29 protein-coding genes are annotated in these 26892 nt (G+C 45.4%); 14 read left to right on the top strand and 15 right to left on the bottom strand.

Annotated features, from left to right (window positions below):
• Window positions 1–91: 91 nt before the first annotated feature.
• Window positions 92–1198: an LPS export ABC transporter permease LptF gene (gene lptF / locus ACLWOR_RS00330; RefSeq protein WP_413938662.1), complete on the bottom strand. Its 1107-nt coding sequence runs from the start codon at window positions 1196–1198 to the stop codon at window positions 92–94.
• Window positions 1199–1297: 99 nt separating this feature from the next.
• Between lptF and ACLWOR_RS00325 the strand changes: the two genes are divergently transcribed.
• From ACLWOR_RS00325 to ACLWOR_RS00315, 3 genes are all read left to right on the top strand, one after another.
• On the top strand, window positions 1298–2257 hold the full coding sequence (locus tag ACLWOR_RS00325) for a hypothetical protein (RefSeq protein ID WP_413938661.1): 960 nt from the start codon (window positions 1298–1300) through the stop codon (window positions 2255–2257).
• 79 nt (window positions 2258–2336) lie between these two features.
• Window positions 2337–2660, top strand: a complete 324-nt coding sequence (trxA, locus tag ACLWOR_RS00320; protein WP_413938660.1) for a thioredoxin — start codon at window positions 2337–2339, stop codon at window positions 2658–2660.
• Window positions 2661–2799: 139 nt separating this feature from the next.
• Window positions 2800–3504 carry a hypothetical protein gene (locus ACLWOR_RS00315; RefSeq protein ID WP_413938659.1) on the top strand — a complete coding sequence of 235 codons (705 nt, stop codon included), beginning with the start codon at window positions 2800–2802 and terminating at the stop codon, window positions 3502–3504.
• Window positions 3505–3509: 5 nt separating this feature from the next.
• Here ACLWOR_RS00315 and ACLWOR_RS00310 read toward each other — a convergent pair whose 3' ends face one another.
• The 3 genes from ACLWOR_RS00310 to ACLWOR_RS00300 all read right to left on the bottom strand — a co-directional run bounded on the left by ACLWOR_RS00310 (window position 3510) and on the right by ACLWOR_RS00300 (window position 5701).
• Window positions 3510–4163, bottom strand: a complete 654-nt coding sequence (locus ACLWOR_RS00310) for an iron-containing redox enzyme family protein (RefSeq protein ID WP_413938658.1) — start codon at window positions 4161–4163, stop codon at window positions 3510–3512.
• Window positions 4141–4851, bottom strand: coding sequence for a hypothetical protein (locus tag ACLWOR_RS00305; protein ID WP_413938657.1), 711 nt, complete (start codon window positions 4849–4851; stop codon window positions 4141–4143). Before ACLWOR_RS00305 ends, ACLWOR_RS00310 begins: the two co-directional genes overlap by 23 nt.
• Before the next feature lie 127 nt (window positions 4852–4978).
• Window positions 4979–5701 (bottom strand): lytic transglycosylase domain-containing protein, encoded by a 723-nt coding sequence (locus ACLWOR_RS00300; RefSeq protein ID WP_413938656.1) that lies wholly within the window; start codon window positions 5699–5701, stop codon window positions 4979–4981.
• Window positions 5702–6100: 399 nt separating this feature from the next.
• On the opposite strand from ACLWOR_RS00300, the gene ACLWOR_RS00295 reads away from it, so the two are divergent.
• Both ACLWOR_RS00295 and ACLWOR_RS00290 read left to right on the top strand, forming a co-directional pair.
• A complete protein-coding gene (locus tag ACLWOR_RS00295; protein WP_413938655.1) occupies window positions 6101–6688 on the top strand; it encodes a LemA family protein in 588 nt (195 codons plus the stop codon).
• 7 nt (window positions 6689–6695) lie between these two features.
• Window positions 6696–8396, top strand: coding sequence for a M48 family metallopeptidase (locus ACLWOR_RS00290; protein ID WP_413938654.1), 1701 nt, complete (start codon window positions 6696–6698; stop codon window positions 8394–8396).
• A 77-nt stretch (window positions 8397–8473) separates the two neighbouring features.
• Here the strand turns inward: ACLWOR_RS00290 and ACLWOR_RS00285 are convergent, their stop codons facing one another.
• On the bottom strand, window positions 8474–8629 hold the full coding sequence (locus ACLWOR_RS00285) for a hypothetical protein (RefSeq protein WP_413938653.1): 156 nt from the start codon (window positions 8627–8629) through the stop codon (window positions 8474–8476).
• A gap of 133 nt (window positions 8630–8762) precedes the next feature.
• Between ACLWOR_RS00285 and ACLWOR_RS00280 the strand changes: the two genes are divergently transcribed.
• Window positions 8763–9356 carry a hypothetical protein gene (locus tag ACLWOR_RS00280; protein ID WP_413938652.1) on the top strand — a complete coding sequence of 198 codons (594 nt, stop codon included), beginning with the start codon at window positions 8763–8765 and terminating at the stop codon, window positions 9354–9356.
• 84 nt (window positions 9357–9440) lie between these two features.
• Here ACLWOR_RS00280 and rodA read toward each other — a convergent pair whose 3' ends face one another.
• From rodA to mreC, 4 genes are read right to left on the bottom strand one after another with little or no spacing between them, the layout of a single operon-like run.
• Window positions 9441–10565, bottom strand: a complete 1125-nt coding sequence (gene rodA, locus ACLWOR_RS00275) for a rod shape-determining protein RodA (protein WP_413938651.1) — start codon at window positions 10563–10565, stop codon at window positions 9441–9443.
• 1 nt (window position 10566) lies between these two features.
• Window positions 10567–12555: a penicillin-binding protein 2 gene (mrdA, locus tag ACLWOR_RS00270; protein ID WP_413938650.1), complete on the bottom strand. Its 1989-nt coding sequence runs from the start codon at window positions 12553–12555 to the stop codon at window positions 10567–10569.
• Window positions 12552–13088: a hypothetical protein gene (locus ACLWOR_RS00265; RefSeq protein ID WP_413938649.1), complete on the bottom strand. Its 537-nt coding sequence runs from the start codon at window positions 13086–13088 to the stop codon at window positions 12552–12554. Before ACLWOR_RS00265 ends, mrdA begins: the two co-directional genes overlap by 4 nt.
• Window positions 13085–14086, bottom strand: a complete 1002-nt coding sequence (gene mreC / locus ACLWOR_RS00260; protein WP_413938648.1) for a rod shape-determining protein MreC — start codon at window positions 14084–14086, stop codon at window positions 13085–13087. Before mreC ends, ACLWOR_RS00265 begins: the two co-directional genes overlap by 4 nt.
• Window positions 14087–14218: 132 nt before the next feature.
• On the opposite strand from mreC, the gene ACLWOR_RS00255 reads away from it, so the two are divergent.
• Complete coding sequence (locus ACLWOR_RS00255; RefSeq protein ID WP_413938647.1) at window positions 14219–15256, top strand: SurA N-terminal domain-containing protein; 1038 nt, start codon at window positions 14219–14221, stop codon at window positions 15254–15256.
• Window positions 15257–15324: 68 nt separating this feature from the next.
• The gene (locus ACLWOR_RS00250) at window positions 15325–15882 is read left to right on the top strand and encodes a hypothetical protein (protein WP_413938646.1); all 558 of its coding nucleotides are present in this window, start codon (window positions 15325–15327) and stop codon (window positions 15880–15882) included.
• A gap of 53 nt (window positions 15883–15935) precedes the next feature.
• Here ACLWOR_RS00250 and ACLWOR_RS00245 read toward each other — a convergent pair whose 3' ends face one another.
• Window positions 15936–16760 (bottom strand): DUF4382 domain-containing protein, encoded by an 825-nt coding sequence (locus ACLWOR_RS00245; protein ID WP_413938645.1) that lies wholly within the window; start codon window positions 16758–16760, stop codon window positions 15936–15938.
• A 435-nt stretch (window positions 16761–17195) separates the two neighbouring features.
• Between ACLWOR_RS00245 and ACLWOR_RS00240 the strand changes: the two genes are divergently transcribed.
• From ACLWOR_RS00240 to ACLWOR_RS00230, 3 genes are all read left to right on the top strand, one after another.
• Complete coding sequence (locus tag ACLWOR_RS00240) at window positions 17196–18278, top strand: hypothetical protein (protein ID WP_413938644.1); 1083 nt, start codon at window positions 17196–17198, stop codon at window positions 18276–18278.
• A 131-nt stretch (window positions 18279–18409) separates the two neighbouring features.
• Window positions 18410–19222, top strand: a complete 813-nt coding sequence (locus tag ACLWOR_RS00235; protein ID WP_413938643.1) for a hypothetical protein — start codon at window positions 18410–18412, stop codon at window positions 19220–19222.
• Window positions 19223–19361: 139 nt separating this feature from the next.
• Window positions 19362–20441 carry an endonuclease/exonuclease/phosphatase family protein gene (locus tag ACLWOR_RS00230; protein ID WP_413938642.1) on the top strand — a complete coding sequence of 360 codons (1080 nt, stop codon included), beginning with the start codon at window positions 19362–19364 and terminating at the stop codon, window positions 20439–20441.
• 13 nt (window positions 20442–20454) lie between these two features.
• On the opposite strand, the gene ACLWOR_RS00225 is transcribed toward ACLWOR_RS00230, so the two are convergent.
• Window positions 20455–20841, bottom strand: coding sequence for a hypothetical protein (locus ACLWOR_RS00225; RefSeq protein WP_413938641.1), 387 nt, complete (start codon window positions 20839–20841; stop codon window positions 20455–20457).
• A gap of 146 nt (window positions 20842–20987) precedes the next feature.
• On the opposite strand from ACLWOR_RS00225, the gene ACLWOR_RS00220 reads away from it, so the two are divergent.
• Window positions 20988–21425, top strand: a complete 438-nt coding sequence (locus ACLWOR_RS00220; protein WP_413938640.1) for a hypothetical protein — start codon at window positions 20988–20990, stop codon at window positions 21423–21425.
• 1 nt (window position 21426) lies between these two features.
• Here the strand turns inward: ACLWOR_RS00220 and ACLWOR_RS00215 are convergent, their stop codons facing one another.
• The 3 genes from ACLWOR_RS00215 to ACLWOR_RS00205 all read right to left on the bottom strand — a co-directional run bounded on the left by ACLWOR_RS00215 (window position 21427) and on the right by ACLWOR_RS00205 (window position 23474).
• Window positions 21427–22425, bottom strand: a complete 999-nt coding sequence (locus tag ACLWOR_RS00215; RefSeq protein WP_413938639.1) for a TonB-dependent receptor — start codon at window positions 22423–22425, stop codon at window positions 21427–21429.
• Window positions 22426–22500: 75 nt separating this feature from the next.
• Window positions 22501–22908: a cytidine deaminase gene (locus ACLWOR_RS00210; RefSeq protein ID WP_413938638.1), complete on the bottom strand. Its 408-nt coding sequence runs from the start codon at window positions 22906–22908 to the stop codon at window positions 22501–22503.
• The gene (locus ACLWOR_RS00205) at window positions 22905–23474 is read right to left on the bottom strand and encodes a Maf family protein (protein WP_413938637.1); all 570 of its coding nucleotides are present in this window, start codon (window positions 23472–23474) and stop codon (window positions 22905–22907) included. Before ACLWOR_RS00205 ends, ACLWOR_RS00210 begins: the two co-directional genes overlap by 4 nt.
• 125 nt (window positions 23475–23599) lie before the next feature.
• Here ACLWOR_RS00205 and folE2 point away from each other — a divergent pair, with 125 nt between their 5' ends.
• Both folE2 and ACLWOR_RS00195 read left to right on the top strand, forming a co-directional pair.
• Window positions 23600–24511: a GTP cyclohydrolase FolE2 gene (gene folE2, locus ACLWOR_RS00200; protein ID WP_413938636.1), complete on the top strand. Its 912-nt coding sequence runs from the start codon at window positions 23600–23602 to the stop codon at window positions 24509–24511.
• Window positions 24512–24609: 98 nt separating this feature from the next.
• Window positions 24610–25155 (top strand): hypothetical protein, encoded by a 546-nt coding sequence (locus ACLWOR_RS00195; protein ID WP_413938635.1) that lies wholly within the window; start codon window positions 24610–24612, stop codon window positions 25153–25155.
• On the opposite strand, the gene ACLWOR_RS00190 is transcribed toward ACLWOR_RS00195, so the two are convergent.
• Window positions 25156–26883, bottom strand: coding sequence for an NHL repeat-containing protein (locus ACLWOR_RS00190; RefSeq protein ID WP_413938634.1), 1728 nt, complete (start codon window positions 26881–26883; stop codon window positions 25156–25158).
• Window positions 26884–26892: the final 9 nt, after the last annotated feature.

Here is a 26892-nt window from a genome sequence, read left to right as displayed (position 1 = left end):
CCTAACATCTGAATCAGGGAGGGGCGATGTGGTCAAGGATGACCGTGGTGGTAAGGATGCTACTGCATCGCTCTAATTTTTCGGAAAAGTTCTAATTCCAATTCCTTCTTAAAGATTCAAAGCCCAAAATTCCAAAGATGACATTCGGTGCCCAAATAGCGACCGCAACTGGAATAGCTCCGCCTCGCGCCATGCCTTCGGCTGCGATGTACAAGACCCAATAGAAGATAATCAAACCGATACACATGATCATGCCACCAGCTTTCGCGGCACGACGATTTGTCGTTGTTCCTAAGCCCACACCAATCATCGCAAAGACCACACAAAGAACAGAAATAGCCCAACGTTTGTGGTATTCGGTTTGAAGTGTGCGGCGGTCTTCATCGTTTTCAATCGGCTGTTGCAGACGCTCTCGTACTTCAGCCAGGGTGAGTGATTGCGGAGACTTAGCTTTCTCTTCCAAATTCACGGGCTCTGAAATATGCACATCGTAAGTATCAAAGCTGATCTTTGTATGTGTTTTGGCTTGGCGGTGAATTTCACCGCGATTCAGACGAAGTAAAACTTCATGTCCTGGGCGTTCTGGGTCGGGAATGATCTGGCCTTCTTTGGCAATAATTGTCAGAGGAACATCGCCACTTTTTTCGTCATAAATAAATACATTCTGCAAAATACCTTTGTCGGAATTCACATGATTGGCATAGACAACCATGTCGAAAAATCCTTCGGCAAAAGTCCCTTCTTTAATCACTGCACCTGCTTTGGTACTCGCTAAGCGCGTATAGAGAACTTCGAACTGGCGATTTCCCCAGGGTGCGATGTTGAAGGACATCTGCGCAGAAAGAGCGCCGACAAGTCCGGCAAGGATCAAAGCGGGTAGAAGGAGCAGGCCCATGTGCAGACCAGAAGCTTTCATCGCCACGATTTCAGAATCTTGTGAGAGGCGGCCATAGGTGAGTAAAACAGAAAACAACAAGGCCATCGGGAAAAGCACCGGTAAAAGTGAAATCACCACATAACCGATGATTTCCGCAATTGTCTTCATGGCGACTCCATGAACAAGTGCGAATTCCGTGAGGCGGAGAACTTGGAACATTAAAATGATCGAGACAAAAACGAGCAAGCCTAGGATAAAGCTTGGAAGCATCTCAAAGAAAATGTACTGCGCGGCTTTTTTGCCATTAAATAGACTGAGCATGTGTTGCCATTCTAGACAGAGTTTTGAACTGAGTCACCGCGCCTATCGTCTGGTTAGGCTGCAGTTGACGCTAAGTTCACCTTACCTGACAATAGTTACATGAGTAAGGTCCTCCTGGTCTACGAAGATTACGCAGATTTGATGAATGTTGAAGCGACACTGAAGCGTGTGGGTTTCGACGTATTAGGTGTTTCGAGTGAATATTCACTCGCAGATCAGATGTTGGGATTTAATCCTGAAGTTGTTGTCGGCTCGGGCCGCGGTGGGAAGGTCACGACTCTTGGTGTTGGAAAACGACTCAAGGAAATGACTCGTTGGCAGGGAAAATCGATTTTAATTTTTCCAGCGAACGCCAAACCGGCTCCTCAAGATTTACTCAAAATCCGTGTTGATATGATTCTTGAAGCGCCAGTTCCGGTGATGCGACTTGTTCAAGTGATCGCACGCCTTTCGGGACAAGATGAGGGCGCTATCATGGACCGTCTGAATAAGATGAGTCTTGATACTCAGGGTAAAAACAATCAAACCGGCGGCGGTGTATCACGCACCACCCCGGAAGAAGAAGCGATCTTTGTTAAGGGAAATTCAGAAGAGGCCGATGCCGCTGAGCATGTCGAAGAAGACTCAGAGCGCCGTCGCGTTGAGTTCCGATTTGGCGAGCGTATGAATGCAGCTGACTCTGAAAAAAGTGGCTTTTCACTGACTTCAGAGGAGGCTTTTCCTGATGTGGACCTTTCTGCCCTTGAGCGCGAGCTGACCGGCGGAGGTACTCCTGAGCCTGAGAAAATTGAGACCTTTGTTGAAGAAGAGCCGCTAAGTCCTTCAGGGGCCGAAGGAAATCCACAAGAAGAGCTCGCGAAAGCCGAAGCCGGCTTAAAAGCGAAGATGGCTCGCTATGCCGAAATGACAAAGGATGTGAAGGTCGCTCCTAAAAGCACCATTACCCGAGTGGAGGCGCGTCGACGCCAAAAAGCACTTGTTGCGGATTGGGACACTGAGAACCTCAATAAACTCGATGAGTTGCGCCGGGATTTTACGAAAGCTCTTTTTAAAAAGTAATTGATCGGTGAGAAGCTTGACGTTAAGTTTCTCATGCTCAAATTATTAGTGTAGAGTAGGAAATGATGGAGGCCAGTTTATGGGCACAACAGTAGCAGTAACAGATGGTTCTTTTGAGAAAGAAGTATTGAATTCTTCAACTCCCGTGCTGGTAGATTTCTGGGCGGAATGGTGCGGACCTTGTCGCGCATTGGCTCCAAAACTTGAAGAAGTTGCGGGCGAAATGGGTGGCAAAGTAAAAATCGTCAAAGTAAATGTCGACGAGAACCCTGGCACACCTGGAAAATACGGCATTCGCGGTATCCCGGCGATGTTGCTTTTCAAAGGCGGCAGCGAAGTGGGACAACTTGTGGGCAATCACCCTAAGGACGCAATTCTCGATTTCCTGAACAAAAACGTATAACGTTTGTTTACAAAAATTAAGAGTGAGAAAGGGAGTCCTCAAAAGGCTCCCTTTTTTATTAAAAAATACAGGGCCTCTTGGACTTTCGGTAAGGTTCGGTTACAGTGATTGCGGATTGAGAGTATTTCTAGAGGTTCAAATGTCAGAGATTTTAGGAGTGTCGAGCCCATCAAAAGGTGTTTCGGCGCAAGTGCAAAGGGTGTTGGGTACGCTTGAGAGCTTTGCAGTGCTTTTGCAAGAGCGTGGTCACAACGTTAAACCTTACACAGAACGTTCTGTGACAAAACTCTTAAGTCTTTCAGCTGCCGAACAAGTCCGTTTTCTCGCTCGTTTTGAATATTTCTCTGTCTTAATGATGGATGTGAAAACAACGGGTGACGACAAATACTTCCTTAAAATGTGTGCGGATCGTTTGGGTCTTATTTTTGATAAAACAGCTTATGACGAGATTCGTCCTGGCGATGTGATCGAGATCTACAATACAGATTTGATCCAAGTATTCCGTAATTTTGAATTCTTCGATGTTTGCAGCTACACGCTTCTCGATCTTTTAACGAATGAGTTTTATGAGCTGTACGAAAGAGGTCAGTTGATCAATCAAGGGTTGTTCAGTGCCATTACTGCCTTGAGCACTCGTCCGTACAATATGGAAGCAGTTGATTTGATGAATTTGCCGCAACACTTGCTGCAAGAAAAGTTCTCGGTCGACCAACTGAGATCTCTTGTCCAGTTTAAGAAAATGTATCCGGTCTATACGTGGCCGCAAAATTTCTTTGGGTATTTGGTCGTCCAGCATGGGGAAGTTCTAAAAGAACTTCCCAAAGAAACGCTGGCATTTATATAATTCTCTTAAGCGGCTTTGTGCACGGAACGTGCTTGAGCCGCTAATTCTTTTAGCATCGCCACATAAGTCCAACTAAATTGATCATAAGCTTGATGTACCCATGTCAATTGTTGCGGAGTCAAAAGGCTCAACGCTGCAATGGCTTTGTCCAAGTGTTCTTGGTCGTTGTTCACGTGAACACGTAGGAAGTTACAAGCCTCTTCGGAGAACGCTTTCTTTGCACGACGATAGATTTCAACACCGGCGTGAACAGAAGCTCCTTCTAGATAGAACAAGCCACCAAAAACCGCAGTCGGGTGATTGTGCTCGCAGTGATAGTACTGATTCTGATACAAGAAAGCTGCCGTTGGATGTTCTTTATAATCCTTCGCATCTCTTCTGAGATATTGCAGATCTTGCTCGTACAATTTTTCGTGATTTTTTTCTTCTTGGCAGTGATCCAAAAAGCGTAAATGAAGTTCGTTGTCATCCATTCCCAAGCGAGCCGCACAAGCAGCCAGGATGCGAGTGGCATGGCAAACGAAGTTATAAGATTGCGCACACCAAGAGGCATAGAACTCTTCGTTTTCCCAAGGGCAGTCGTGAACGACGCGAGAAAGTTCTTCCATTTTAGTTTTATGAAAAGCCATCAGCTCATTAAGCTGCTGTTTTGTTGACATTGTTCTCTCCTTGAACGTTTGTTTTAAAAATAGGATGTAAAAATTGAGACATCGTAGCTTGTGACCAAAGCTCCTTGGCGAGCTTTTGAATCTGCAGGGGAACTGCCGAAGAAGTCATCGTCGGCGGATAGAGGCCAAAGAGGCTGGTGGGTTCTCCGTGCAGAGTGATTTCTTCGCGAAGTGTTTCGGGACTATAGACTTTAAAGAGTGAGTCCATGCCACGACTATTGCGAGCTGCGATTGAAATCCCGTCGACTTTAAGTTTTTCCAGGCGACCGAGAGATAAATAAGTTGTCAGCTCACTGAGACGAAGGCCATTTTGTGTGCGACGATAAGCTGGGTCCACACTGAGTTGCCCCGCAATGACGACTGTTGGGCCGTTTTTGCCTAAGCGTTCAAAGGCATCATCCGGCCAAGCTTCAAAGTAAGAATCATTGCGGGCGGCCTTTGTACGAAAATCAAAGAGGCGGTGGCAGACAGCAGAAACACACTTGCCATCTTTCATCACCGCGATGATTTCATCTTGCCGAGTGAAATTATCAGAAAACAATGCCGCTGTTTCAGAGACTTCTTTAAAAGTCTGAGACCAAACAGAGTGCCAGTGTTCATAAATTTTTTGATAGTCAGAGAGAAGTGCCGTTTCAACTTCTCGACCATTAATAACGCACAAGTGGTAGTCGTGTTGCATAGATGCCCTCTGCTAAGTACTTTGTTACTTAACATAATCCCGATGCAATGTTCGGGAGGGCCAGTTCATGAAATCATAACCAAAGGATAGTTTGTTTTGTAAACGAAAATCACTCGTATTTTAGACCTTAGTTGGTGGCCACACTCGACACGAGATCGTGTTGCGCAATTACGGAGTACAAGTCATGGTAGTTTCTCATCACGCGTTCATTATATTCGGCTGGCTTGATATTTTTTGCGATCAAGCGTTTCACATTCAGTGGGCCCATGTTGTAGGCGCTGACGTACTTCACTGGTGTTTTTTGAAACTTTGCACGCAGGTAGTTCATGTAAGCAAGACCGATACGAATGTTTTGTGCTGGGTTTTGCAAAGTTCTTTTTCCAGACCAAGGCAGACGGTTTTTCTTTGCAATCCACTCGGCCGTATCAGGCTTGATTTGCATAAGCCCGATTTCACCAAAGCGTCCCACAACGAGAGGATCGAATTTACTCTCTGTTTTAATCACAGCTAAAACAAAGATGGGATCGAAGTTATAGCGTGCAGCTTCAGTGATAACAGTGCTTGCAATAGAGTGTGCTTGTGATTTCCAGCGTGGGGCAAGGCCCGCCTGGACTTTCTCAAGGATCATTTGATTAAGAGTGTCTTCGCCTTCAAGCTTTTGAGCGTCGCTACCTAGGTAGCTTTGACCCAAGAGTTCTTTTGCATGGGAGATGCGGCTGGCTTCGTGCACTTGTTCAATGATCGCAAGTGAGCGACCTGTCCAAGAGATAAAAGCAAAGTTATTAAAAGCCACGATCGCAAGTGATGCGGTGATAAAAGCAAGGATCATATTGAGATGTTTCGTTTTCATATCCGCGTCCTCCTGTTACTAGGTGAATAGTTCAAGGGACGTGCCGACTGGATAAGTCGTTGATATCAATACGGTCTTAGTATGATCCGGTATTCAGATGACATTTGTTCGAGTTGAATAAGGGGGGTGTCAACCAAAGTCTCGACAATGACTGAAAAGTAGTTAGTCGTTATAAGACAGAATCTCAATCTGAAACTGGTCGATCTGAAACAGCTTTTTCACTCTTAAAACCGGTCTTGTTTCTCGGTTTTGCGAGATGCGGTTTATGCCGATGTGGATACTAATTTGAACGCACTTTTGGACTCTGGAGGGAAGTAGAGAAAGAGCATTCTTCGTTGGAAGCCTCTTTATCTGCCATTAGACTTTGAGTGTGTTTAATTGTGAAGGAGTAAGTGGTTTATGAACGGTTTAGTATTAGGTGTCGTTTTAGTTGCAGCTATCCTTTTCGTTGTTTCAATCTTTAACAAATTGGTACGCCTTAAAAACAATGTGAAAAACTCGTTTGCGCAAATCGACGTGCAGCTCAAACGTCGTTATGATCTTATTCCAAACTTGGTTGAAACTGCGAAAGCTTATATGCAACACGAACAGGTCACTCTTGAGAAAGTTATTCAAGCGCGTAACCAAGCGATGGGTGCTTATCAAGCCGTTGCTCACAATCCAACAAATGGATCTGAAATGAAAAACTTGGTCCAAGCTGAGGGTATGCTTGGACAAGCATTGGGTCAGCTTCGTGTGGTGATGGAAAGTTATCCGGATTTAAAAGCCAATACGACGATGAATCAATTGATGGAAGAATTGACGTCGACAGAGAATAAAATCTCTTATGCACGTCAGGCTTATAATGACGGCGTGATGGATTATAATAATCAGTGTGAGATGTTCCCTTCAAATATCGTTGCCAAGAGTTTTAACTTTCAAATGGCGACAAACTTTGAAATCACAAACTCGGTTGAACGCGAGACTGTGAAAGTTTCTTTTACTTAAGTCTTAAATGAGATTTTTTGAAGCGCAGAGAATTGCCCGCAGAAATACGATCACATTAGCTGTCTTGTTCTGTCTGACAGTGGTTGTTCTGTCTATCTTTAACGCCATTATGGTGAGTTTCTTTTTGCAATCTGCGGTTCCTCGAACTCCGTTTCAATTTGGACAACTTGAAATAAAGGCATTTATTGGTTCGAGTTTGATCTTTGCGTTTACGACGTGGGTGTTTCTTTTGCGGGTTCCGAACGGTCCGAAATTAGCGGCGATGTTAGGTGGACGACTCCTTGTCGATCCTAAAACCGATCGAGAAAAGCGTCTTAAAAACGTTGTTGAAGAAATGGCGATTGCTTCAGGTGTGGCCATTCCGCAGGTTTATGTTTTAGACAGTGAAGAGAGTATCAATGCCTTTGCGGCGGGAACTGATCCTGGGAGCATCGTGATTGGTGTGACCAAAGGAACCATGACCCTGCTCAATCGTGATGAATTGCAAGCGGTGATCGGGCATGAGTTCAGTCATGTGCTAAATGAAGATTTGAAATTGAATATGCGCCTGGCGGCAGTGGTGGCTTCCTTTCTGGCGTTTGTGCGAATGGGGCATGCGTTGTTGCGTGGAACTTCGTCGGAGCGCAGTCGTAAGAAAAATGGGGCTGTTCCGTTTGGTATGGCATTTTTGGTGTTTGGTGCCTTGGGATATTTCTTTGGCCGTTTGATTCAAAGTTTTATTTCTCAGCAAAGAGAGTTTTTAGCTGATGCTTCTTCTGCGCAGTTTACGCGTAATCCGGAAGCTTTGGCCCGCGCGCTGGCGAAAATCAATTTAAGCGCGGGATCGAGCTTGTCGGTTCGCCAAGACGAGTATGCGCATATCTTTTTTGCTGAAGGTATTTTATCAAAATTTTCTGATTGGTTTGCGTCGCATCCTCCCGTGGTCGAACGCATCGGGAAGCTGGTTCCTGGTCGTCGCATTGAAGATCTCTTCGAAGACATCTCGACCCAAATCGCGCGCGATCCGGAACTAACGAAACCGAATGCCTTTACGGCGGAAGCACCGTTAGCAGGAAACATTATCCTTGCCAGTATCGGGGCGCCGACTGAACACAACCGCTTGGTTTCAGAAACGATCTTAGCACAGGTCAATCCGGTGCGTGGGTTGTTGCAAGATCCAACTGTCGCAAGGGGAGTGTTGGCACTTTTGACGTTCTATTCTCAAGAGAAATATCAAGAGGCTAAAGAACATGTGCGCGGACAGTTTGCATCTGAAAATGTTTTCTTGAAAGTTTCTGAACTTGTGGAGTCGGCTGATCCTCAAGTGCGTGTGAGTTTGTTCCAGTTTGCTTTAGCGACTCTGAAAAATCTGAGCAGTCGTGATCGTGATGAACTTTTGGCGAAGATGGAAGAAGTCTTCCGTATGGATCAAAAGATTAGTTTGTTAGAGGCATTGTTGTTGATCAATGCGCGCATTCTTTTAGGTTCGAATCTGGCGGGAGTTGGCGGATTAAAACCGGGTGCCGCGGATGTCCTAGAAATGCTTCGCAGCTCTGATTCAATCGAAAAACAAAAACTCGTAGGTTTTATTCAGTTGAATCGTGATATACCGTTATTGAAGAAAAAAGAACTCCTAAGAGAAATCATCAATCCATTTATCCAAGCAGGGCGCAAAGAAGAACTGCGCTTGCTGTGTCTGGCGATCAAAGTTCCCGTTCCGCCATTCTAATAGATCAAATACATCGTGCGCCCAAGATGTAAAAATACTTCATTCATAAATACAATCATGACCCTATAGGGGCGTCATTATTTTTCATTCTCTTCATTTTCTTCAACACTTTGAGATTGTTCGTTGGGATTCTTTTTTCGCTCCACAAATAGCGACGGCGGTGGAACTCCCACCATCGCGAGAATAAAGAAAAGCGGTAATAATGAATAGAAGAGGATCTTCTTCGCTTTCATAGGTTGAATATGGGTACGAAGGGCTCTGCGTCAAGGCGAGCCCGGCAGAAATGGTGGCAAAGTGCCGGGCACGGGTATTGCTATCTTGTTCCCTCGTAGTAATAAAAACGCACCATTTCCCGGGGGATAATCTATGATTTCAAAGATTTGTGTTTTTTTGATTCTGTCATTCTGTGCTTCGTTTGCTTTTGCCGAGCGCACGGAAGAAGGCTTCAAAGAGTGTTTTAAATATTCGGATGCTAAAACCTGCGCCAACGCAGGGAGCGGTTTTAAAGAATGCTTTAAGTATTCAGACGCACGCACTTGCGCTGCTGGCGGAACAGAAGAGGGTTTTAAGGAGTGTTTTAAATATGCAAGCGCTGCGGTTTGCGCCAGCGCTGACGATGGGTTTAAAGAGTGCTTTAAATACGGAAGTGCAGAAGAGTGTGCCCGTGATAGCAGTCGCGGAGGTCGTACTCCTGGTGGTAACTCTGGTTATGGCGGGACTCGTGCAGGTTTTGATGAGTGCTATAAATATGCATCTGCTGAAACATGCTGGGGTGCAAGTGATAGCTTTAAAGAATGTTTTAAATACGCAAGTGCAAGCACGTGTGCGGTTCCAGGAGGTACAGAAGAAGGCTTTAAGGAATGTTTCAAATACGCAGACGCTGCAACTTGCGCAAGCGCCGGTGATAACTTCAAAGAGTGCTTTAAATATTCGGACGCAAGAACCTGCGCTGGAAGATAAACTCTTACATCGGGCGCACAAGGTAGTGGTGCGGCAATTTTTGGGTACAAAAAAAAGGCGGGGAGTTCCCGCCTTGTTTTTTTTCTAGAAGAGGTAGCGACGATAAGCGACGCTGGAGATGAGGCCCATGCCCGCCATTGTGGTCAGCATGCTCGATCCTCCGTAGGATAGCAACGGTAACGGGACCCCTACGATCGGGAGGAGTCCAATAACCATCCCGATATTCACGAACATATGCCAGAAAACGTAACAGAGAACTCCGACTGTCAGTAAGGCTCCAAACTTATCACGTGCATTCATTGCCACGCGAACTCCTGTTAGGAACAAGAAACAGAACAAACCAACAACCGCCAAAGAGCCGACAAAGCCGTGTTCTTCACTCAATACTGAATAAATAAAGTCCGTGTGACGCTCAGGTAAGAACTCAAGCTGTGATTGAGTTCCCTTCATAAAGCCTTTACCGAAAAATCTGCCAGAACCAACAGCGATCTTCGATTGAATACTGTTGTAACCCGTTCCACGCGGATCGTTTGTTGGGGAAAGAAACGTCAAGACACGGTTTTTTTGATAGTCATGCAGGACAAACTTCCAAGCAACTGGAAGTGCAATAATTCCCAACACCACCAAAGAAGCGATGATGATGCGTTTGATTTTTGCAAAAATCAGCATCGATCCCCCGATAGCCGCCAACATCATCGCCGTTCCCAAGTCTGGTTGCTCAACGACGAACGCAAACGGCACGCCCAATACAAGTAGCGGAACGAACATTTCTTTAAAGCCCATGCCGCTACCAAGTGAACTACGAGTCGACAAAATTTTGGCCATCAGCATGATCAAAGCCAACTTCATCGTTTCCGAAGGCTGATAACGGAAGAAGCCCAAATCAATCCAACGTTGGGCGCCGAGAGCCACCTTACCAAAGAAGGTAACGTAGACAATGGCTCCAAAGTTTAAAATATAAACTATCAAAGCGATACGGGTGACAATGGCATAGTCTACTAACGTTACGACCAAAAAGATCGTCCAGCCTACCGCCAACCAAACAAACTGTTGGATGAATAAAGATGCAACATCCGTTGAAGTTGGTCCATGAGTGGCGCTGTACAGATTGATAAGACCAATCACATTCAGCGCCAAGATAACGATAATTAAATTGATGTCGAGTTTCTTAAACAGAGTTCTTTCTTCGACATGGAGAGTGTTGATCAAGTTATTCTCCTTCTTGAGTCACAACAGGTTCAGCAGGCTTTACAGCTGCTTTCGTGTTCTTAGCCTTCAGAGCAGCCTCGATCACTTCAGGATGATATTTTTGGAAATAAGCCTGGATGATATCGCGAACGATTGGAGCCGCTCCCGTACTTCCGTGGCAGGCATGTTCTGCAAGCGCTGCAACTGTGATCTCTGGATTATCAGCTGGAGCAAACGCCACGAACCAACCGTGATGTCGCATGTGAATCGGTCTGCCTTCGCAAGAAGAGTAGATTTGATCCGCAGAGAACCCCATAACCTGTGCTGTTCCGGTTTTACCAGCCATTTGTACGCCCGGGATCTTCCAGTGTTTCGCCGTACCGCGATCGCCATTGGCAACACGTCTCATACCTTCTTTAACAGTTTTAAATGTTTCAACTGAAACATGCACACCGTTCGGTTGCGTTTGTTGCAAGTCGCGAACAACTTGTGGGAAGTTTTCACGCAACACTTTTCCGTCTTGGTCGATGATCTTACGAACGATAAACGGTTTGACGACTTTGCCTTCAGTGCCGATTGCGTTGTAAGCAATCGCCATTGAAATAGGCGTCACGTTCACGAAACCTTGACCGATCGCTGTCGACAAGTTTTCACCCGGTTGCCACTCTTCACCGACGGTCGCTTTCTTCCAAGCCGAGTTTGGCATTGTACCAGAAACCTCACGAGCGAGTTCAATACCGGTTTTTTGACCGATACCTAGCAAGTGGATGTAGTCATACATTTTATCCACGCCAAGCGCGATACCCATTTTATAGAAAAACACATTCGACGAACGCTCAAGCGCCTCATAGACCGTGATGTTACCTTGTCCACCTTTTTGATGGTCATGGTAAGGACGGCGACCAAAGTAAAACACACCCGGTGCGTTTACGATGGTATTAGGGGTGATGACTTTTTCATTCAAAGCAGCTAGCGCCACAAATGGTTTAAACGTGGAACCCGGCGCATTGTGATCTTGAATGACCTTATTACGGAGAGGTTTAAACGGATCATTGATCAATTTAGACCAAGTCGTTGGCGAAATACCTGTTGCGAACTCATTCGGATCAAATGAAGGTGTCGAAACCCAAGCCAAAACTTCGCCGTTTGTTTTCATTGCGACAACCGCACCGATACGATTCAGTGCCAAGAATGACTTAAAGGCCGCTTCTTGAATATCACGGTCAATTGTCAAAACAGCATTGTTACCGTGAACAGGTGTTTGATCTTTGATTTGCTCGCCGTAAATGTTCGGGGTCTGTGTGACAGCCTCGCGACCATGGGCATCGACTTGAATAAAGCTGATGCCATCAGTTCCGCGAATATCTTTTTCAAGGTTTTCTTCAAGACCGCTCTTACCAATGATGTCACCTTGTTCAAAGAACAAAGTGCCTTTGTAAAGGTCATTTAAAAGAGGGATCTGACGTTTTGAGATTTCAGACACATAGCCGAAAAGTTGGGCGCCGTTTTCACGAAGCGGGTAGTAGCGCACGATAGACTCGCGGATCTCAAGCCCCGGAGTATCCAAACGGATGCGCTTCAAACGGAAGACTTCTTCGCGGCTTAAATTTTCTTTCAAGCGAATTTGTGCAAACGGTCCGTTTTGACGACGGCCTTTTTGCACTTTCTGCATCAACTTATCTGGCTCAAGTCCCAAGACAGGGCCGACCGTTTTTGCAAGCAGATCCAGATTCTCAATATATTGAGGCGTCAAGATAGCTTCGAAGCCTGGCAAGTTTTCGACGAGAACTTTGCCATCGCGATCGAGCATCAAGCCACGGGGAGCTGTGATTTTATTTTGTTTGATACGATTTTTCTCAGAGAACTCGCGAAGCTCATTACCTGAAATGATTTGCAAATACCACAAGCGCATTGTGAAAACTGTGAACGTCAAAGCAATCACAATATAGAAAAGCTTGTACCGGCCGGTATACTCTTTTGCCTCGTCCGGATTGGATACGAAAGTACTCATATCTCGAGTCCCCCATGTTCATGAACGAGTTCGTCTTGAGTAACTTTATCCATTTTCGCCAACACCCAGTACATCGGGAAAGCAAAAGACGGTGTCAAAATAATTTGGACTAAGCGATCCACAATCTCAAAACTCGCGGGATTTCTCTCAAGCACCATGGACGTGAAGAAGTAAATGAGATGGTAGGCGACGGCAGAGAATCCACACATGATTGTATAGTATCCCGATCCTGACCAAAAGACCCTGCGTTTGATTCCATAGACCAAGGTAAAGAGGATGAGCAGAGAGATCCACATCATCTTCAGTGGCATGCCCGTATAGGACATCAAAACAAAGCCCATTGCATATATCGTGATGATAGCTGGGTAGGGTTTGCGATAAAGAGTCACATACACAATAAGGTTCAACCATAAAAGGGGAGCAGGCACGTTCCCGAAAAGTTGAAACCAAAACGTCGTTTGGAATCCAGCAACGAAAACCAACGCAACAAAAAGAATCAGAAAATTTAAAAGAAAGTTCCAGCGAATCTTCACGGTCTGCTCTCCTGAGGTTTTGTCGCAGGAGTTGCTGCAGGGGAAGTGGCAGGAGCTGGCGATGTTGCAGGAGTTGTCGCTGTTGTCGGCGAGGCGGCAGGAGTCGCACCAGGTGCCGGAGCTTCACCTGTTGCTGCAGCATCTGTCGCGGTTTGCGGAGCGTACTTATCTCCAAAGTCTTCTTTTGCTGCATCAACGACGACAAAAACCTCTTCTACTTTTGAAGGATCAACAACTGGTCGCAAATCCACTTTCAACGAAACGCTGAATGTTTTGCGCTCAACGGATTCAACGATCGCAACTGGGAAACCTTTCGGGAAGATGTTATCAAGACCACCGGTTACAACCAGATCGCCTTCTTTCACGTCTTCTGTTTTCTCAACGTACTTCAAAGAACAACCGTTTTGGCTTTTACCTTCGACGATACCGTGAGCACGCGTGCGTTGCACGATACCATCCACAACCGCATAACGGTCTGTGATGAGCATCACATGTGAAGTCAAAGCATCGGCTTTAAAGATGTAACCCAGAACACCTTCTGTTGTGATAACAGCTTGGCCCGATTTCAAACCTTCAGTTGTTCCTTTGTTAATCGTGATCGTATTGTGGTCGATGACTAAATCGCGACCAATCACTTGCGCGCCTACGAGATTCATTTTCGTTTGACCTTTGAAATTCAAAAGTCCGCGCAGGCGTTCATTCTCAACGAGCAACTCATTCATTTTTTGCAATCTTGAATTGAGTTCGTTGTTCTGACTTTGCAGATGCTCACTGTCTTTCTTAATATTAATCAAATCGATGTACATGCTGGTGGTACTTTTGACCCCGTGGCTGAATCCGAAGAAAGTCTCCGACACACCGCTAGCGAGAAGACTGAATGGGGTTGTTAACCAGTGAGATTCTTGGGGACGCTGCTGCATGTTGATGGAAATCAAGGGCAATGCCAGGACAATCCCGATCATCACAAGTTTTTTGAGATCAAAGTTGAAAAAGTTCAAATGTCACCTACCTAATAATTCAAACGCTATTCAAAAGCGCGTTGGATTTCAACAATTTCCCCTTGAAAAAAAGAAAAAATAGTTGGGTAATGGAACGGCTAAAAAGTAAGCTTGTACAAGGAAGGAATTTTTATGAGCGATAGTATGGCAGATAAAATGAAAAGAAAGCTCTCTGCTAAGAGCGTAACAGCCATCGTTTTGTTTGGCGCGATCATTCTTGTTTTCGTGTTTTTCGGTTTGCCTGGTCGCTTGGGACCTGGTGTTGGTTCCGTTGCGCGCGTGAATAACAGCTTGATCTCAGTTGCCGATTTCCAACAGGAAGAAAACCGCATTCAGCAGTACTATCAAAACCTCTTCGGTAGCTCGATGGATTTTAGCTCTCAGCGTCAACTTCTTCGCCAACAAGCTCTTGAGAACTTGGTGCGTATGGAACTTGTCTCTCAAGTTGCAAATAAGGAAGCCATCTTGGCAACAGACGCAGAAGTTCGCGACTTTATCGTCAAAGACATTCCGTTCTTCCAACAAAATGGCCAATTCCAGAGAGAATTTTACAGCCGTTACTTGGAATCAACTCGTATGAATCCAGGCGAATTTGAAAACAAAGTGCGTAAAGATATAGCAAATGTCCGTGCGCGCCACTTGTTTGAAATTGCGGCAAAACCAAATGCAGCTGAAGCGGCGAAGTTGAAGGATTTGAAAGGCACAAAGATCAATATTCTTTTTGCGAAAGTCGATCAAGAAGCTGCGACAAAAGCGATGACGAAAGAAAAAGCGGAAGCCGCAATCAAAGCTTTGGATGAAGCTCTAGCAAAAGGTGATGAAGCTGCCGTTAACGCACAACTTAAAGACTTGAAAGCAACTTGGGAAGAAACAGGCATGGTAGAAATCGGAGCTGAACAGTTCCCGAAAATCACAAGTGCTGTTGCAACTGACGCTGTTTTTGAACTGACTAAAACAGAACCTCTTTTGAAGCGTCTTGTCAGAGACGGGCAGTCAAAATACGTTTTGAAGCTCAAAGAAACAAAAGTTGAGCAAGTGGCAGCTATCGAGCCAACAACTATTGAGATGCTTCAAAAACGTAGAGGCGATGGAATGTTTGAAGCTTGGGTGAACCAGTTCCGTCAAAAATCTCACGTCACTATGAACCACGAGTTCATGCAGTTGCAATAATGTTGCAGTTTTTTAGAGAAACTCCTATTCGAATTCAGTTTCAAGCCCCGTCTGAGCGACGGGGTTTTTTGTTTTCGCTTGCCGCGGGTTTTTCAAAAGACATAGATCCTCTTTCTGGCATGAGTGTGAATTTGGTCGAAGTCGATCAATGGATGACCGATCTTCAAAATTCGATGCAAGCCAAGGTCTATGATCTAGAGTCCGATATTCACCTGGCAGCACGTTTGGTTTACGAATGTCGAGATCGCCTGCGCAAGTCTGCGGAGGCGTCGGGTGTGGTGCTGACATCCCTTAAGCTCACGGAAGAAAGATCCGGAGTTTTTAGCTGGGATACGCATGTGCGCGAGGGATTCTTTAATCAGGAATGTTCTTATTATCTGGAATTTTTCGAAGATGGGCACTTCGTCGATCTTTTGCAAATGCGATTTAAGTGGCTCAGTCCCAATACTTGTCAGGAAGATTTATTCTCCGAGGGTCTTAAGCTTTTAAAAGATGTGCGAGCGCTTTCTCAAGAAGACCTGGCGCAAACACTATCGCCATTCAAGGGAATCTTGCAGGAAAAGGGAAATATTCTTGAAGCCATCGCTCTTGAATATAGAAGCCTGGGTTATCGCTTGGATCTGTAAAACAAAACGGCTTCTTGCGAAGCCGTTTTAGTGTCTCAAATTTTTTTTAATTCTTACATGTTACGGATTTCTTCTTCAGTCAGAACTGGATATTCATTTTCAGGGTAAGTCACATCCCATCCGTCATCAGATGATGGATCGTTTTCTTCTGGAGTTGTGACAAGTTCTTCACCCTCTGAACCAGATCCTGGATCTGTCGTGCCGCCGTCATCGCCACCACCGACAGTGCCAGGGTCTTCAGAACCTGGGTTATCGGAACCGCCAGATTGTGAATCGTCGATTGGTTTTTTATACGCAGATTTCAACTTCAAGACAGGTTTAAGCAAGCAGCCACCGTTACCTTGGATCACAACGGACTTCAAAGCGTCAAAGTCGACCACGATATCATATTGATGTCCGGCTTCGAATTGCACTTTGTTAGTCAAAATGATCTTAACACCGGTTTTTTGCGCGCTTGGTGTTTTCAACTCACAAGTCGAATCATCGCCTTTGACAGCATAGTGACCGTCTTGTTTTAGAACCAAGCGGATCTGTTGAATTTGCAGACCATCTGGAGCAATCACGTCTTGCAAGGGAAGAGTCACTCCGTTTTGTAGAGTGAGTAAATCCACAGCTCCTAAGTTTTTCGATAAGATCAAGCGTCCTGCTTTACCGCGTCCCGCAACCACGACCTCCATATGGTCGATATTTACTATCACAGATTTTAAGTCCTTATTAGGAGCATCCGTGAGTTTAAAGCTGACAATGGATTCTTTCTGCAAGTCAGCTGTGCCTAACCCAGAACTGAGTGAGTCACCATTGTTTGCGCCCTTTTGGTTACAGGCGGCTATTAGAGATACTGCGCTGAAGATACCGATTTTTAAAAACACATTCTTCATGTCACCCTCCTGGTGAATTCAGGTTTTAATGTACGCCTCTCGCGCAAAAACACAAACAATCCTCCTTCTGAAACATTCATTTCGAGAGTGGTGTAAAGAGGTTTTTCGTTTTTTTATAAACAAAGGAGCACAAATAATTTGGTGAAAAAATCTTCGCCGAAAAAAATCGGAAGTCGTGATGGCGGTAGAGAGCGGGGAAATGTGTTTCCTTCTGAGACATTTCAGTGAAAAAATTGAAGTTATTTTTTAAACACTGCTCACTTTTTCGTCGGGACCATCCGATAGGTAAGGCATCAAGAGGGCTTAGCCCTTTTTCTTGCACTTCAACTGTCTAAGTTGATATCGGAACCTCCCCTACGGACAGGGCTGGCAATTGGTTAAAACGGACTTAGGCTGGCTTACTTATTGTATTGTAGAGAGTTGGGGGAAAGATCTATGAAAAGAGCACGTCGTTATCTGGCGCTGGGATTTATAACGTTGCTTATGGCAGTTTCTTTTAATAACTGCGCGCAACCAAAGTTCTCAGAAGCGGTTAAAGATGTTTCTTCATCAGGAGACCCACGCACACCGGGGGATGATGAAGGCGGAACCATCGTCAATAAATCGAAAACGGTCAATATCCAAGATATCTCGAAGCTAGATGTGTTGGTCGTGATCGACAACTCCGGTTCGATGAAATACGAACAAAAAAATATGGGAGATCGCTTCTCCAGATTCATGGAGCAAATCGCTGAACTCCAATGGCGTGTGGGTATCATCACGACAGATATGTCTTCGACTTCACAAGAGTTGAAAGACGGTCGTTTGGTGACAATTAAAGACCGCACTGAGCGTTGGTTGGATTCAGCAGGTCCATTGGCTGCTCAAGCTCAAGGCTATTTCAGTGATACAGTTCAAAGAACGGAAGAAGGTTCCGGATATGAACAAGGTATAGGAGCTACTTATCGCTCTATTGAAAGAGCGTTCACGAGCGGGGATGCGAATAACGGATTCTTCCGTGATGATGCAGCCCTTGCAGTGGTGGTTGTGACTGACGCTGATGAAACCGGCGACAGAAACGATCCTAAAAATCTAAAAGACCGCAATAGAGGTGAAAACCTTGTGAAGCTGGTTGCAAGCAAATGGCCAGGAAAACCGTTTATCTTTAACGGTATCATCGTAAAAAGCGGTGATGAAGCTTGTAAAAACACGGACAGAACAATCAACCAAAATGAAGGTTATGGAGTTGCTTACGAAAAAGCGGCAGCTCTTACTGGTGGTATCACAGGTAGTGTGTGTGAAGCAGACTACGGTACTCAGTTGTCTTCAATCGGTTCTGGTGTCAGCAAAGTGGTCCGCTCCATCGGTCTTGAGTGTGCACCAGTTGATGCCGATGGCGACGGTAAAGTCGATATCACGGTTTACAACCAAGCCTCTGCTCAGTACCTGACGAACTTCACAGTGTCAGGAAGCTTGCTGACGTTCTCTGATGTTCTCCCATCAGGTGTGACGACGCTAAATTATAACTGCCGAGAATAGTTGTCTCAGACTGAGACACTGTCAAATCAGTCACTTTGTTTGAGCGCTTTCCGTCTTCGGAAGCGCTCAAATTCATTTTAAACCCCTCTCAAAGAGCATCGGATTTGCACTGTTAGCCTGAGAGAGGTTCTATGTTCATTTTCAAGTTCCTATGTGTGGCGACGATTTTAAGTGGCAGTGCGGCCTTTGCCACGGGTTTCGCTTTCGGCAAGAATGCCGACGTCGCGCGGATTGAGGAGCTTTTACCTTTAAGTCGCACCGAGAAGGTTCAAAGAATTCAATCTTTAGGGGTTTTGGTGCAAGACCACGTCTTTGAAAGCTCTGAGTTGCGTGGGCAGTTTTTAGATCAAACTCATTTTCCAAATATCGCCGCTCCTACGATCTGGCTTTCTTCACAAGCAGACGAGTGGACGCTTGTGCATGAGTTTATTCATTACTTACTTTCACTTGAAACCTCCGCTGAGCCTCTGATTTCTGAGACTGAAAAATCGCAAGCACAATCACGACTATCAACGGGATGGAAGTTCTACCAAAAAAACCAATGGCACTACATTTCTCCCCAACACCGTGAGCAGGTGACAACGGCATTTGCAAAAGTGGTTCAAGCGCAACTGCAACAGTTGGAATCGTTTGAGCTTGAAGAACTTGCGATTGAAAATTATCTGCGCGGAATTTTTAAAGGTACCAGGCCCATCGGTTTTACCGACGAAGCCTGGAATCGTAGCAGTCGCTATATGAAAAAATCTGGTGGTGCGGCCTTGGCTCGCTTAAAAGAACTCAGTGTCAGCTGTTCAGAACTTGAACTCAGCTACCAAAGAGAGCAAGTCCCTTACCCTCAGGAAATCGTAGGTCTTTGCTTGAAAGTTCAATCTCTCCGTAGCGAGGTTGCGACTCTCCTACAAGGTGCGAGCATTCGTATTTATGAACCGATAGGCGACAAATAATTTTCAAAAATTTGCGCTCAGATCGAATCAGTTTAATGGCGACAAGTGTCATGATATTTCGGAGTTACTCTGTGTTTGACACCCCCTTTGATATTCGAAAGAACTAAGGCCGAATTTTTAAGGAACCGGAGGGGGAATCATGGGCCTTAAACTTATTCTATCAGTTGGGTTGCTCGGCGTCCTGTCGAGTGCAGCTTCAGCCGAAGCCGTCTGGCAAGCCGATGATCAGTCGGCACGTTTTTGCCTGCAAAATTTCAATGCCTATGGACCTATCTATGCATCCAATGTCGGCGAACGCACAGAGCGTTGGACCGCCGAACTTCAAGCCAAACCTTCTTGCGATATCGTTCAACTGCAAGAGGTCTGGAATGAAGGACATATCAATCAGGTCGACTCCGCCCTTCGTAGCAAGTATTCCCTCAGCGCTCCGAATCGCAAAGCTCGAATTGGTTTGATGTCTTTGTTTAAAGGTAGCATTCGCAAGGAAGAAACTTACAGTTTTAACGTGAATAATGAAGGCGGGCTGATGGATGGCGTTCGCAATATGTTCAATGTGAAAAAAGCCTTTCACATCGTCACGGCGAACGTACCTGGATTGGACGAAGATATTTATTTCCTCAATACGCATTTGCATCCGTCATCGCAAGCAGTTCGTTTGACACAAATTCTGGATCTTTTAAACTGGCGTCTTAAAAATCAAAATCGCAAGCTCATCATCTCAGGTGATTTCAACGCAAGCTTCGATAAGCTTGAGCATGCGTTTGTAGAATCTACCTTGAGGGTGACGGATTCTTTAGAGCAAGTGCTGGGGAAGTATCCCGCCGACATATGTACATATTGCCATAAAAATCCCCTTAGCTGGATGAATGACGATCACGTCTTTGACTATGTATTTTACTCGAATGTGGGAGAAGCAAAATCGGTTCTGAAAGCGGTTGATGGCCGTATCAATCTTAAGGGCACCGAGCGCCGTCCTTTGTCTGATCACTATGGTCTACGTATCGAGTTTTCCTGGCAGGAAGCGGCAATCACTGTCGATTTCTTGACGGTGGAATTGGAGCGCGGAAAGGCCATTCAAGTCTTGTTGCAAGCACATGAAGTTCTTAAGCGTGAGAAGGGTTCTGAGTTTGCGCCATATAAAAAACAAATCAAAGAACTTGTTGCTCAACTACGCAACAACCAAGGCGTGTTCGCCGACTATTTTACAAAATCGAATTGATAGCCCCCGCTCATTAATCAAAAATGGTGGGGGAAGGTGAAGGTTGTGGAGTTGGAATTGGAGGCAAGGCTATGTTCTGCTGTTGCAACTGCTGCCTTTGATTCAATTGCTCTTGTTGCAGCTGTTGTCTCATAAGTAAATTTTGCTGTTCGATGATTTGCCGTTGTTGTAATTGCTCTTGTTCCACATCCTGTTGTTGCAGAAGTCTTTCCACGCGCAACTGTTGCATCTGTAATTGCTCTGGTGAATAGGCAGGTTGGGAAAAAGGATAGGGATAGGGTGAAGGAGAAGGTGCGGGAGGCAGAGTATCCAACGACTGTGCACAAGCCACATTATTGAACATCACACAAAATAAACCTACTAAGAAAGCCCTCACCATAAAAGCCTCCCACGTGATCATTCTATCACTTTGCTAAAATGATCACGTCAGCAAAAATTCAAAGCTGACATTCCACAGCCGACCAAGGTGATAGAGGCGAATAGTGGATTATGCCGGCACACAAAATATCACTAGGCGTAGGTGCTTTTTTCTTTTACGCTTAGCATATGAAGAAGAGTGAATATCTAGGTCGACTTTTAGTTGTAGTTGGAATCACGCTTGTCGTTCTTTTTGGACGCAAGGTCTTTGTTGAATATATCGAGAAAGCTCGAGAGTCCGAAATGACCACGAACATAGCTGCCGTGGTGACGTCCGAGGAAGCTTATTATCAAGAGTTCAAAACCTACACCACAGACCTGAAAAAAGCCGGCTACGTTCCCGAAGGGAAGTTGCGTGGTGCCATTTATCTGACTTATGAAGAAACACCTGCCGACATTCAGCAGTTATTAACTGAAGATGAAAAGCCGTTTGTTTCCCAAGACAGCTACCGCATTTTGGGTGTTTTTCGCGACGGAAAAACAGAGATCATTCTCTTTGTAAAAGACAAAGATCAACCGATCAAAAGAATCGCCAATCGCCTGCCACAAAATTTAGACTCGAAGTAACTTATTTGATCGCGCCGCTGGCTTTTGTACCCGAGCCACCGCTATTGCCAGGTCTTGCAGGACGGGATTTTCCGACTTGAATGCAGACGTCACTTAAAACAGGACTGCCTTTTTTAGTTTCGTAAAACGAATAACGACTGCGTAATTTTCCACAAGCTTCCGGATCAACAGGGCAGCGGTAGGTCTGATCCTTGCCTTGCTCGCGAGCTTTCGCTTCCAGTTTCGAAACATTCTTATCATAGATCGCACGGGCTTTGGCATCTTCTACGCTTACACAATTGATACCTTCATCCCAACCGGCATCAACATAATCAGCCCAAGTAAAATTACGCACCTGCGACCATGTTCCACCCGAACAAGTGAGATACGGATTATTCGTGTCAACCAGGGCATGATAAAAAAGGATGCCGTGATAATTGGCCATCATATCAGCAGAAGAAACAATACCTGTGGAAGCAGCGCCATAGATAGAACTCTCCATCCCTTTGCTGCCATCTAAAGCCACATCCATTCTATTTCCGCGTTCGCGAAAATAACGATAGCGTTCAAAGCCTTGATCGATAAAGTGACCGAGCTTATCAGTGCCAATAAGTTCGCCGTTTACTTTAATCGTTGATGCGAGATCGAGATTATTAAAAATCAAACCTTTAGAAAGCACACCTTCGTAAATTGATCCGTCAGGGGAGGCCTTGCGCTTTGCGATCTTGTCATTTTTTTCAGCCCAACTTTCCATCGAACCAATTTGAAAGCTGGCTTTGTTTTGTTCATGAAAGAGAACGCGTATTTTACGAAATGTTTCAGGAGATTTATCGCAGGCAATGCCGTCGGAGTTCGCTTCTGCGACAAGTTCTTGCAGGCGTCTATTCATTTCCTTGTCTAAAACTTCCGTGCTGTCTTGCAGAGTTTTATATCGACCCGTTAAGTTGTCGGTCTCTTTCGCAGACGAAAAAGAGGAAAATATAAATACGGCAGAGAAAATAAAAAAAGACAGGCACTTCATGTCTGTCTTTTCGGAATAAACCCCTTCGAACTTTGAATAATTTTGAGAATGTGAGAGTCCCTAACGAGACCGACCTTAGTCGGCCAAATGATCAGGTGTAAACGCCTCGGGGAAGAGCTCGCCGAATTTAAAAGTTCGCATGGTCCCTTTGTGGTTTGCTGTATAAATCATCGTGTTCGGGGTCCCAAATTCTGCGATAACCTGGCGGCAAAATCCACAAGGCGGCCATGGCTGATCAAAATCACTGATGACCATCACTTCCTTGATTTCTTTTGCGCCGCCTTCGCTGACAGCTTTAAAAATCGCTGTGCGTTCCGCACATACAGTGCCGCCGTAAGAGGCATTTTCGACATTGCAACCGCCGTACATTTTACCGTCGGCCATTAAGACAGCGGCACCAATGTAAGCTTTTGAATAAGGCACGTGGGCCTTTTTCTGAGTTGCAGAAGCCAGGTCGTAAAGTTTTTTTTGAATTTCAGTCATAGTCCACATCTCTCTAAAATTTTACGTAGCTCCATCAACGGCAATCCCGTGATGGCTGTAAAGTCTTGGGAATCGATTTTATCAAATAACATGATCCCGTGTTTTTCAATCTTATAACTGCCAGCACAATCAATCGGATTGTCGAGGCTGACATAATGTTCAGCTTGGGCACGAGTCAAAGAGCGCATCGTGAGGCGAGTGATATCTGTATAAGGAATGGCTTTCATCCCATCAAACACGCAGATCGCGGTGACCAGTTCATGGGTTTTTCCTTGCATGGAAAGCAACTGTTCAACAGCCTTTTCAGGTGTGTGAGATTTCCCTAAAATACGTCCTTCAAAAGAAACCAGTTGGTCGCCACCAATCACCACACGGCCTTCTTGAGCCAAGCTCTCTGCCTTTTTCAAAGCCAGATGTTCCGCCAAAGCTCGCGGGGCAAAGCCCAACCCTTTTTCCTTTTCTTCGTCAAACAAAGGAGCTTGGGATTCAAATGGAATCGCCAACCTTTGCAGCAGTTCGCGGCGATATTTCGAGGTACTTGCGAGAATCAATTGCTTTTGTGACATAGAAAGCCCTTTGAGAATGTAAAAACTATAGAGGAAACAATGGTTTAGGTCAATTCCTGAGATGCGAATGGCCAAGAACTCAAAAAAGGACGCCAAATACAGAAAACTGCGGTAAAAGAACGGCCATGACCAAAGACTCTCTGCCAGACGTGGCTAAAGAAACTCACCAAGAAAAATTCGCACCGATTGACTGGGTTGGAATGGGTTCCATCGAGTTGCCAGTATTACTCAAGCAAGCTGATGGCACTTACCGAATTCCTGCTCGCGTAGACGCCAAGGTCAGTCTTGATAAAAAACCTTCTCGCGGTATCCACATGTCGCGTTTATATCTTATTGCTCAAGATGTTCTTTCGAAAGAAGATCTGCAGCTCGGCCTTCTTGGCAAAGCCACAGATGAGTTTTTGAAAACACATCTCGAACTTTCAACACGTGCCATTGTGCAGGTTCAGTTCGAAGCTCCATTGGTTCGTAAGGCGCTCAAAACGGCGAACCAGGCCTGGCGTTCATATCCAGTGGTTCTTTCCACTTTGAATGTAGAAGGAAACAAAAAATACTACGTTGAAGTTGTTGTGACTTATTCAAGCACATGTCCTGCATCTGCGGCACTATCTCGTCAGTTGATTCAAGATAACTTCAAACAACAGTTTGGCGAACAGTCCGTAGATTTTGACGTTGTTCACCAGTGGTTGGGGACAACTCAAGGAATCGTCGCGACACCTCATGCTCAACGCAGTTTTGCTCGCGTGAAAGCGCAAGTGGGCGCAGATTTTTACTATGGTGATTTGATTGATCTTGTCGAAGAAGCTCTGAAAACAGCCGTGCAAGGTGCTGTTAAACGCGAAGACGAACAAGAATTTGCACTTCGCAATGGTCAGAACCTAATGTTCTGCGAGGACGCGGCTCGCCGAGTGAAAGAAGCTTTGGATGAAAAGGCAGCTATCATCGATTACATCGCTGAGTTCAGCCACGTTGAAAGTCTTCACCCACACAACGCCGTTTCTATGATTTCTAAAGGCGGGGAGTTGCGCTCGTTCTAAGGCGCAAACCCCTCGGTTACATTTCCGTCATTACTAGCATAGAACTTAACAAGCCCTACAAGACTCCCTATATCTCGTTCTTTCAAAAAGGAGTCTTTATGCGTTTGCTTTTCGGGGCATCGATCACGTTGTTTATTATTGTTATTGCCACAGGAATGGCGAAAGCTACACCTCGAGTTGAAAGTAGTTTTATTGATATCGACAAAGATTGTGTCGTTGTTTCTTCGGCGACCGAAAATGCACCGATTGATTTTTTTGAATCAGAATGTCGGTCATTCGGCGGCTATCAACTCAGTATTAAAGGCAGTGATCTGCGCTACAGCCCACGCCTGTCGTATCTAGGACGCGAAATTGAACTGCTTCGTCCCATGTCTTTTCATGACATGAATGATTCGCAAATTGAATGGATTTACAGTCTTGAAGTTGATGAAGAAGGCTCCGGCCAAATTGAATGGCGAGGCTTGATCTATCAGCTGTCGGTGGCCGACAACGATGAGGAAGATGAAAATAGCATCGGCGATAGACCCGTTTATTATGCGGTTCGTTTGCAAGGCGAGCAGACCTGTGTAATCGGAACTGTTGTTTCTGCTGAAGAAGCGCGAGTTCTGATTGCAGACCCCGCGACTCCTTGTCTTGAACAATAATTATTCGTAAAGTTGGGTGCCAGTCGGAGAAAACTTTTTCACGAAATGATTATTCGTATCGGCAACCAAAATATTTCCTGCTGCATCTACAAACATACCGCGATTCCCGTTGAAACCTTCAGGTCCTGTCGGTGCAATAGGAGTCAGCGGGGTTTTATCAGAATCAAAGACGACAATTCTGTTGTTGGCTTCATCGGAAACAAAGACTTTACCGAATTTGTCGGCGGCAAGAGCCACCGAAACCCCGTAAGCGTAGGGTGCAGAGTTAGGATATGTGTCTAAGAGTGTGCCCGAGCTATCGAATTTCAGAATATTCACAGCCGACACACCATCGAATTTAAGGGCATAAATATTTCCATCACTGGCGCAGTAAACCCCCGTAAATATGCCAGCCGCAAAGACGGTCCCAGTTGTATCTCCAGCGGCGACTTTATAAAGCCCGCCACCCGCATCGGCAACAAAGACGTTATTGCTCGCGTCGACAGACACTCCATAGGGTTGTGCGCTTCCAGGCAAGGTGATGTTGGTCATAGCAACTTCATCGGCGTCGAATCTAAGGACTGCGTTGGTCCCGAATCTTGTTACATAGATGATCTTGTTTGAGTCTGTGGCAATGCTCATCAGTGCGGCTCCGGTACCAAATGTCTTCGTCAGAGATCCGTCAGGGCTGTATTTGTGGATTCCGTTTTGAGCGGCAACGTAAGTCGTTCCATCTTTTCGCTGAGTCACACTTGTTGGGCGATCCAATGGTTTTTCGTAAACGATTTCAAGCGTTCCATCGGTTTTATAAATATAAACATTGTCACCCGATGCGACGTAGTAGTGTGAATTGAAAATCCCGATGCTGATCGTGTTGAACGGGAAAACAGGGCCGCCATTTTCTGAGCCATCGAGTGTGAGCAAGTGAGTGCCGGCGCTATTGAATTTGGTGATAACTTTGGCGTTAGTTGTAGACGCCAGGAAGTTACCATCTGAATCGACTTGGAACTCCTCAACAATGTCGATCATAACGGGCTTTGGCCATGTGACGGTTGAGACATGGTTGCCGTTAGAGTCAAAAGTCTGTAGGCGGTCTGTCTCCATGTCGACGGCTTTAAGGCCTCCGCCCGAGGTTAATACAAAATCCTGAATGCTGCGGAACTCACCGTCGGCGGCGCTGTTGACACCGGTTCCAATCGTGTCGAGCAGGGTTCCACTCATGTCATATTTTACGATTCGATAATTTTGTATAAAATAGAAAGTGTTGTCTGACGCCAATTTAAGTTTTTCGATATGATTTGTGGCGAACACGCCACCGCCCATATCTGTCGGGGCGAAAGTTTTGATGACTCCGGCAAGATTTCCGTTGAAGTCATATTTTTCAATAAAGGAAGTGCCGTTCGTTGTATAAACACCTGCAATATATAAATATGTACCGGTGCTGTCCGAAACCATCCCATCAATTTTGTCAGCACTCATCTGGAATTTTTTTAACAGCTTTCCTTCTGAGTTGAGAACGTATACGTACTCATCAAGGTCATTAAAGACGAAGCGATTTCCGGGAACAGCTTTCATGTTGTATTTGTCGCGTCCGGTGAACGCGGGTTCACCTAACGGAAACTGTCCTTTGAAGAGCACTTCACCAGGGGCCGTTGATTCTTGCGACTTGCTGAAAACATCGAGTTTCAAACTGCAGGCAGTCTGAGTGAAAGAAATGACAATGATGAGTATCCAAACGTTCCAATTCATAATACATCT

Source organism: Bdellovibrio sp. HCB2-146 (genome assembly GCF_047345725.1).
In the GTDB taxonomy this organism is placed as follows: Bacteria; Bdellovibrionota; Bdellovibrionia; order Bdellovibrionales; family Bdellovibrionaceae; genus Bdellovibrio.
This window is presented reverse-complemented; position numbering and strand designations above follow the sequence as displayed.

Excerpts from the sequence above, each read along its gene's own strand:
- mrdA (WP_413938650.1), bottom strand. The coding sequence starts at position 12,555 with ATGAGTACTTTCGTATCCAATCCGGACGAGGCAAAAGAGTATACCGGC.
- ACLWOR_RS00225 (WP_413938641.1), bottom strand. The coding sequence starts at position 20,841 with ATGATCACGTGGGAGGCTTTTATGGTGAGGGCTTTCTTAGTAGGTTTA.
- ACLWOR_RS00210 (WP_413938638.1), bottom strand. The coding sequence starts at position 22,908 with ATGACTGAAATTCAAAAAAAACTTTACGACCTGGCTTCTGCAACTCAG.
- ACLWOR_RS00235 (WP_413938643.1), top strand. The coding sequence starts at position 18,410 with ATGTTCATTTTCAAGTTCCTATGTGTGGCGACGATTTTAAGTGGCAGT.
- ACLWOR_RS00285 (WP_413938653.1), bottom strand. The coding sequence starts at position 8,629 with ATGAAAGCGAAGAAGATCCTCTTCTATTCATTATTACCGCTTTTCTTT.
- ACLWOR_RS00205 (WP_413938637.1), bottom strand. The coding sequence starts at position 23,474 with ATGTCACAAAAGCAATTGATTCTCGCAAGTACCTCGAAATATCGCCGC.
- ACLWOR_RS00195 (WP_413938635.1), top strand. The coding sequence starts at position 24,610 with ATGCGTTTGCTTTTCGGGGCATCGATCACGTTGTTTATTATTGTTATT.
- ACLWOR_RS00230 (WP_413938642.1), top strand. The coding sequence starts at position 19,362 with ATGGGCCTTAAACTTATTCTATCAGTTGGGTTGCTCGGCGTCCTGTCG.
- lptF (WP_413938662.1), bottom strand. The coding sequence starts at position 1,198 with ATGCTCAGTCTATTTAATGGCAAAAAAGCCGCGCAGTACATTTTCTTT.
- ACLWOR_RS00215 (WP_413938639.1), bottom strand. The coding sequence starts at position 22,425 with ATGAAGTGCCTGTCTTTTTTTATTTTCTCTGCCGTATTTATATTTTCC.
- ACLWOR_RS00280 (WP_413938652.1), top strand. The coding sequence starts at position 8,763 with ATGATTTCAAAGATTTGTGTTTTTTTGATTCTGTCATTCTGTGCTTCG.
- ACLWOR_RS00240 (WP_413938644.1), top strand. The coding sequence starts at position 17,196 with ATGAAAAGAGCACGTCGTTATCTGGCGCTGGGATTTATAACGTTGCTT.
- ACLWOR_RS00295 (WP_413938655.1), top strand. The coding sequence starts at position 6,101 with ATGAACGGTTTAGTATTAGGTGTCGTTTTAGTTGCAGCTATCCTTTTC.
- ACLWOR_RS00245 (WP_413938645.1), bottom strand. The coding sequence starts at position 16,760 with ATGAAGAATGTGTTTTTAAAAATCGGTATCTTCAGCGCAGTATCTCTA.
- ACLWOR_RS00300 (WP_413938656.1), bottom strand. The coding sequence starts at position 5,701 with ATGAAAACGAAACATCTCAATATGATCCTTGCTTTTATCACCGCATCA.
- trxA (WP_413938660.1), top strand. The coding sequence starts at position 2,337 with ATGGGCACAACAGTAGCAGTAACAGATGGTTCTTTTGAGAAAGAAGTA.
- ACLWOR_RS00255 (WP_413938647.1), top strand. The coding sequence starts at position 14,219 with ATGAGCGATAGTATGGCAGATAAAATGAAAAGAAAGCTCTCTGCTAAG.
- ACLWOR_RS00290 (WP_413938654.1), top strand. The coding sequence starts at position 6,696 with ATGAGATTTTTTGAAGCGCAGAGAATTGCCCGCAGAAATACGATCACA.
- ACLWOR_RS00325 (WP_413938661.1), top strand. The coding sequence starts at position 1,298 with ATGAGTAAGGTCCTCCTGGTCTACGAAGATTACGCAGATTTGATGAAT.
- ACLWOR_RS00310 (WP_413938658.1), bottom strand. The coding sequence starts at position 4,163 with ATGTCAACAAAACAGCAGCTTAATGAGCTGATGGCTTTTCATAAAACT.
- ACLWOR_RS00220 (WP_413938640.1), top strand. The coding sequence starts at position 20,988 with ATGAAGAAGAGTGAATATCTAGGTCGACTTTTAGTTGTAGTTGGAATC.
- folE2 (WP_413938636.1), top strand. The coding sequence starts at position 23,600 with ATGACCAAAGACTCTCTGCCAGACGTGGCTAAAGAAACTCACCAAGAA.
- ACLWOR_RS00190 (WP_413938634.1), bottom strand. The coding sequence starts at position 26,883 with ATGAATTGGAACGTTTGGATACTCATCATTGTCATTTCTTTCACTCAG.
- ACLWOR_RS00305 (WP_413938657.1), bottom strand. The coding sequence starts at position 4,851 with ATGCAACACGACTACCACTTGTGCGTTATTAATGGTCGAGAAGTTGAA.
- ACLWOR_RS00315 (WP_413938659.1), top strand. The coding sequence starts at position 2,800 with ATGTCAGAGATTTTAGGAGTGTCGAGCCCATCAAAAGGTGTTTCGGCG.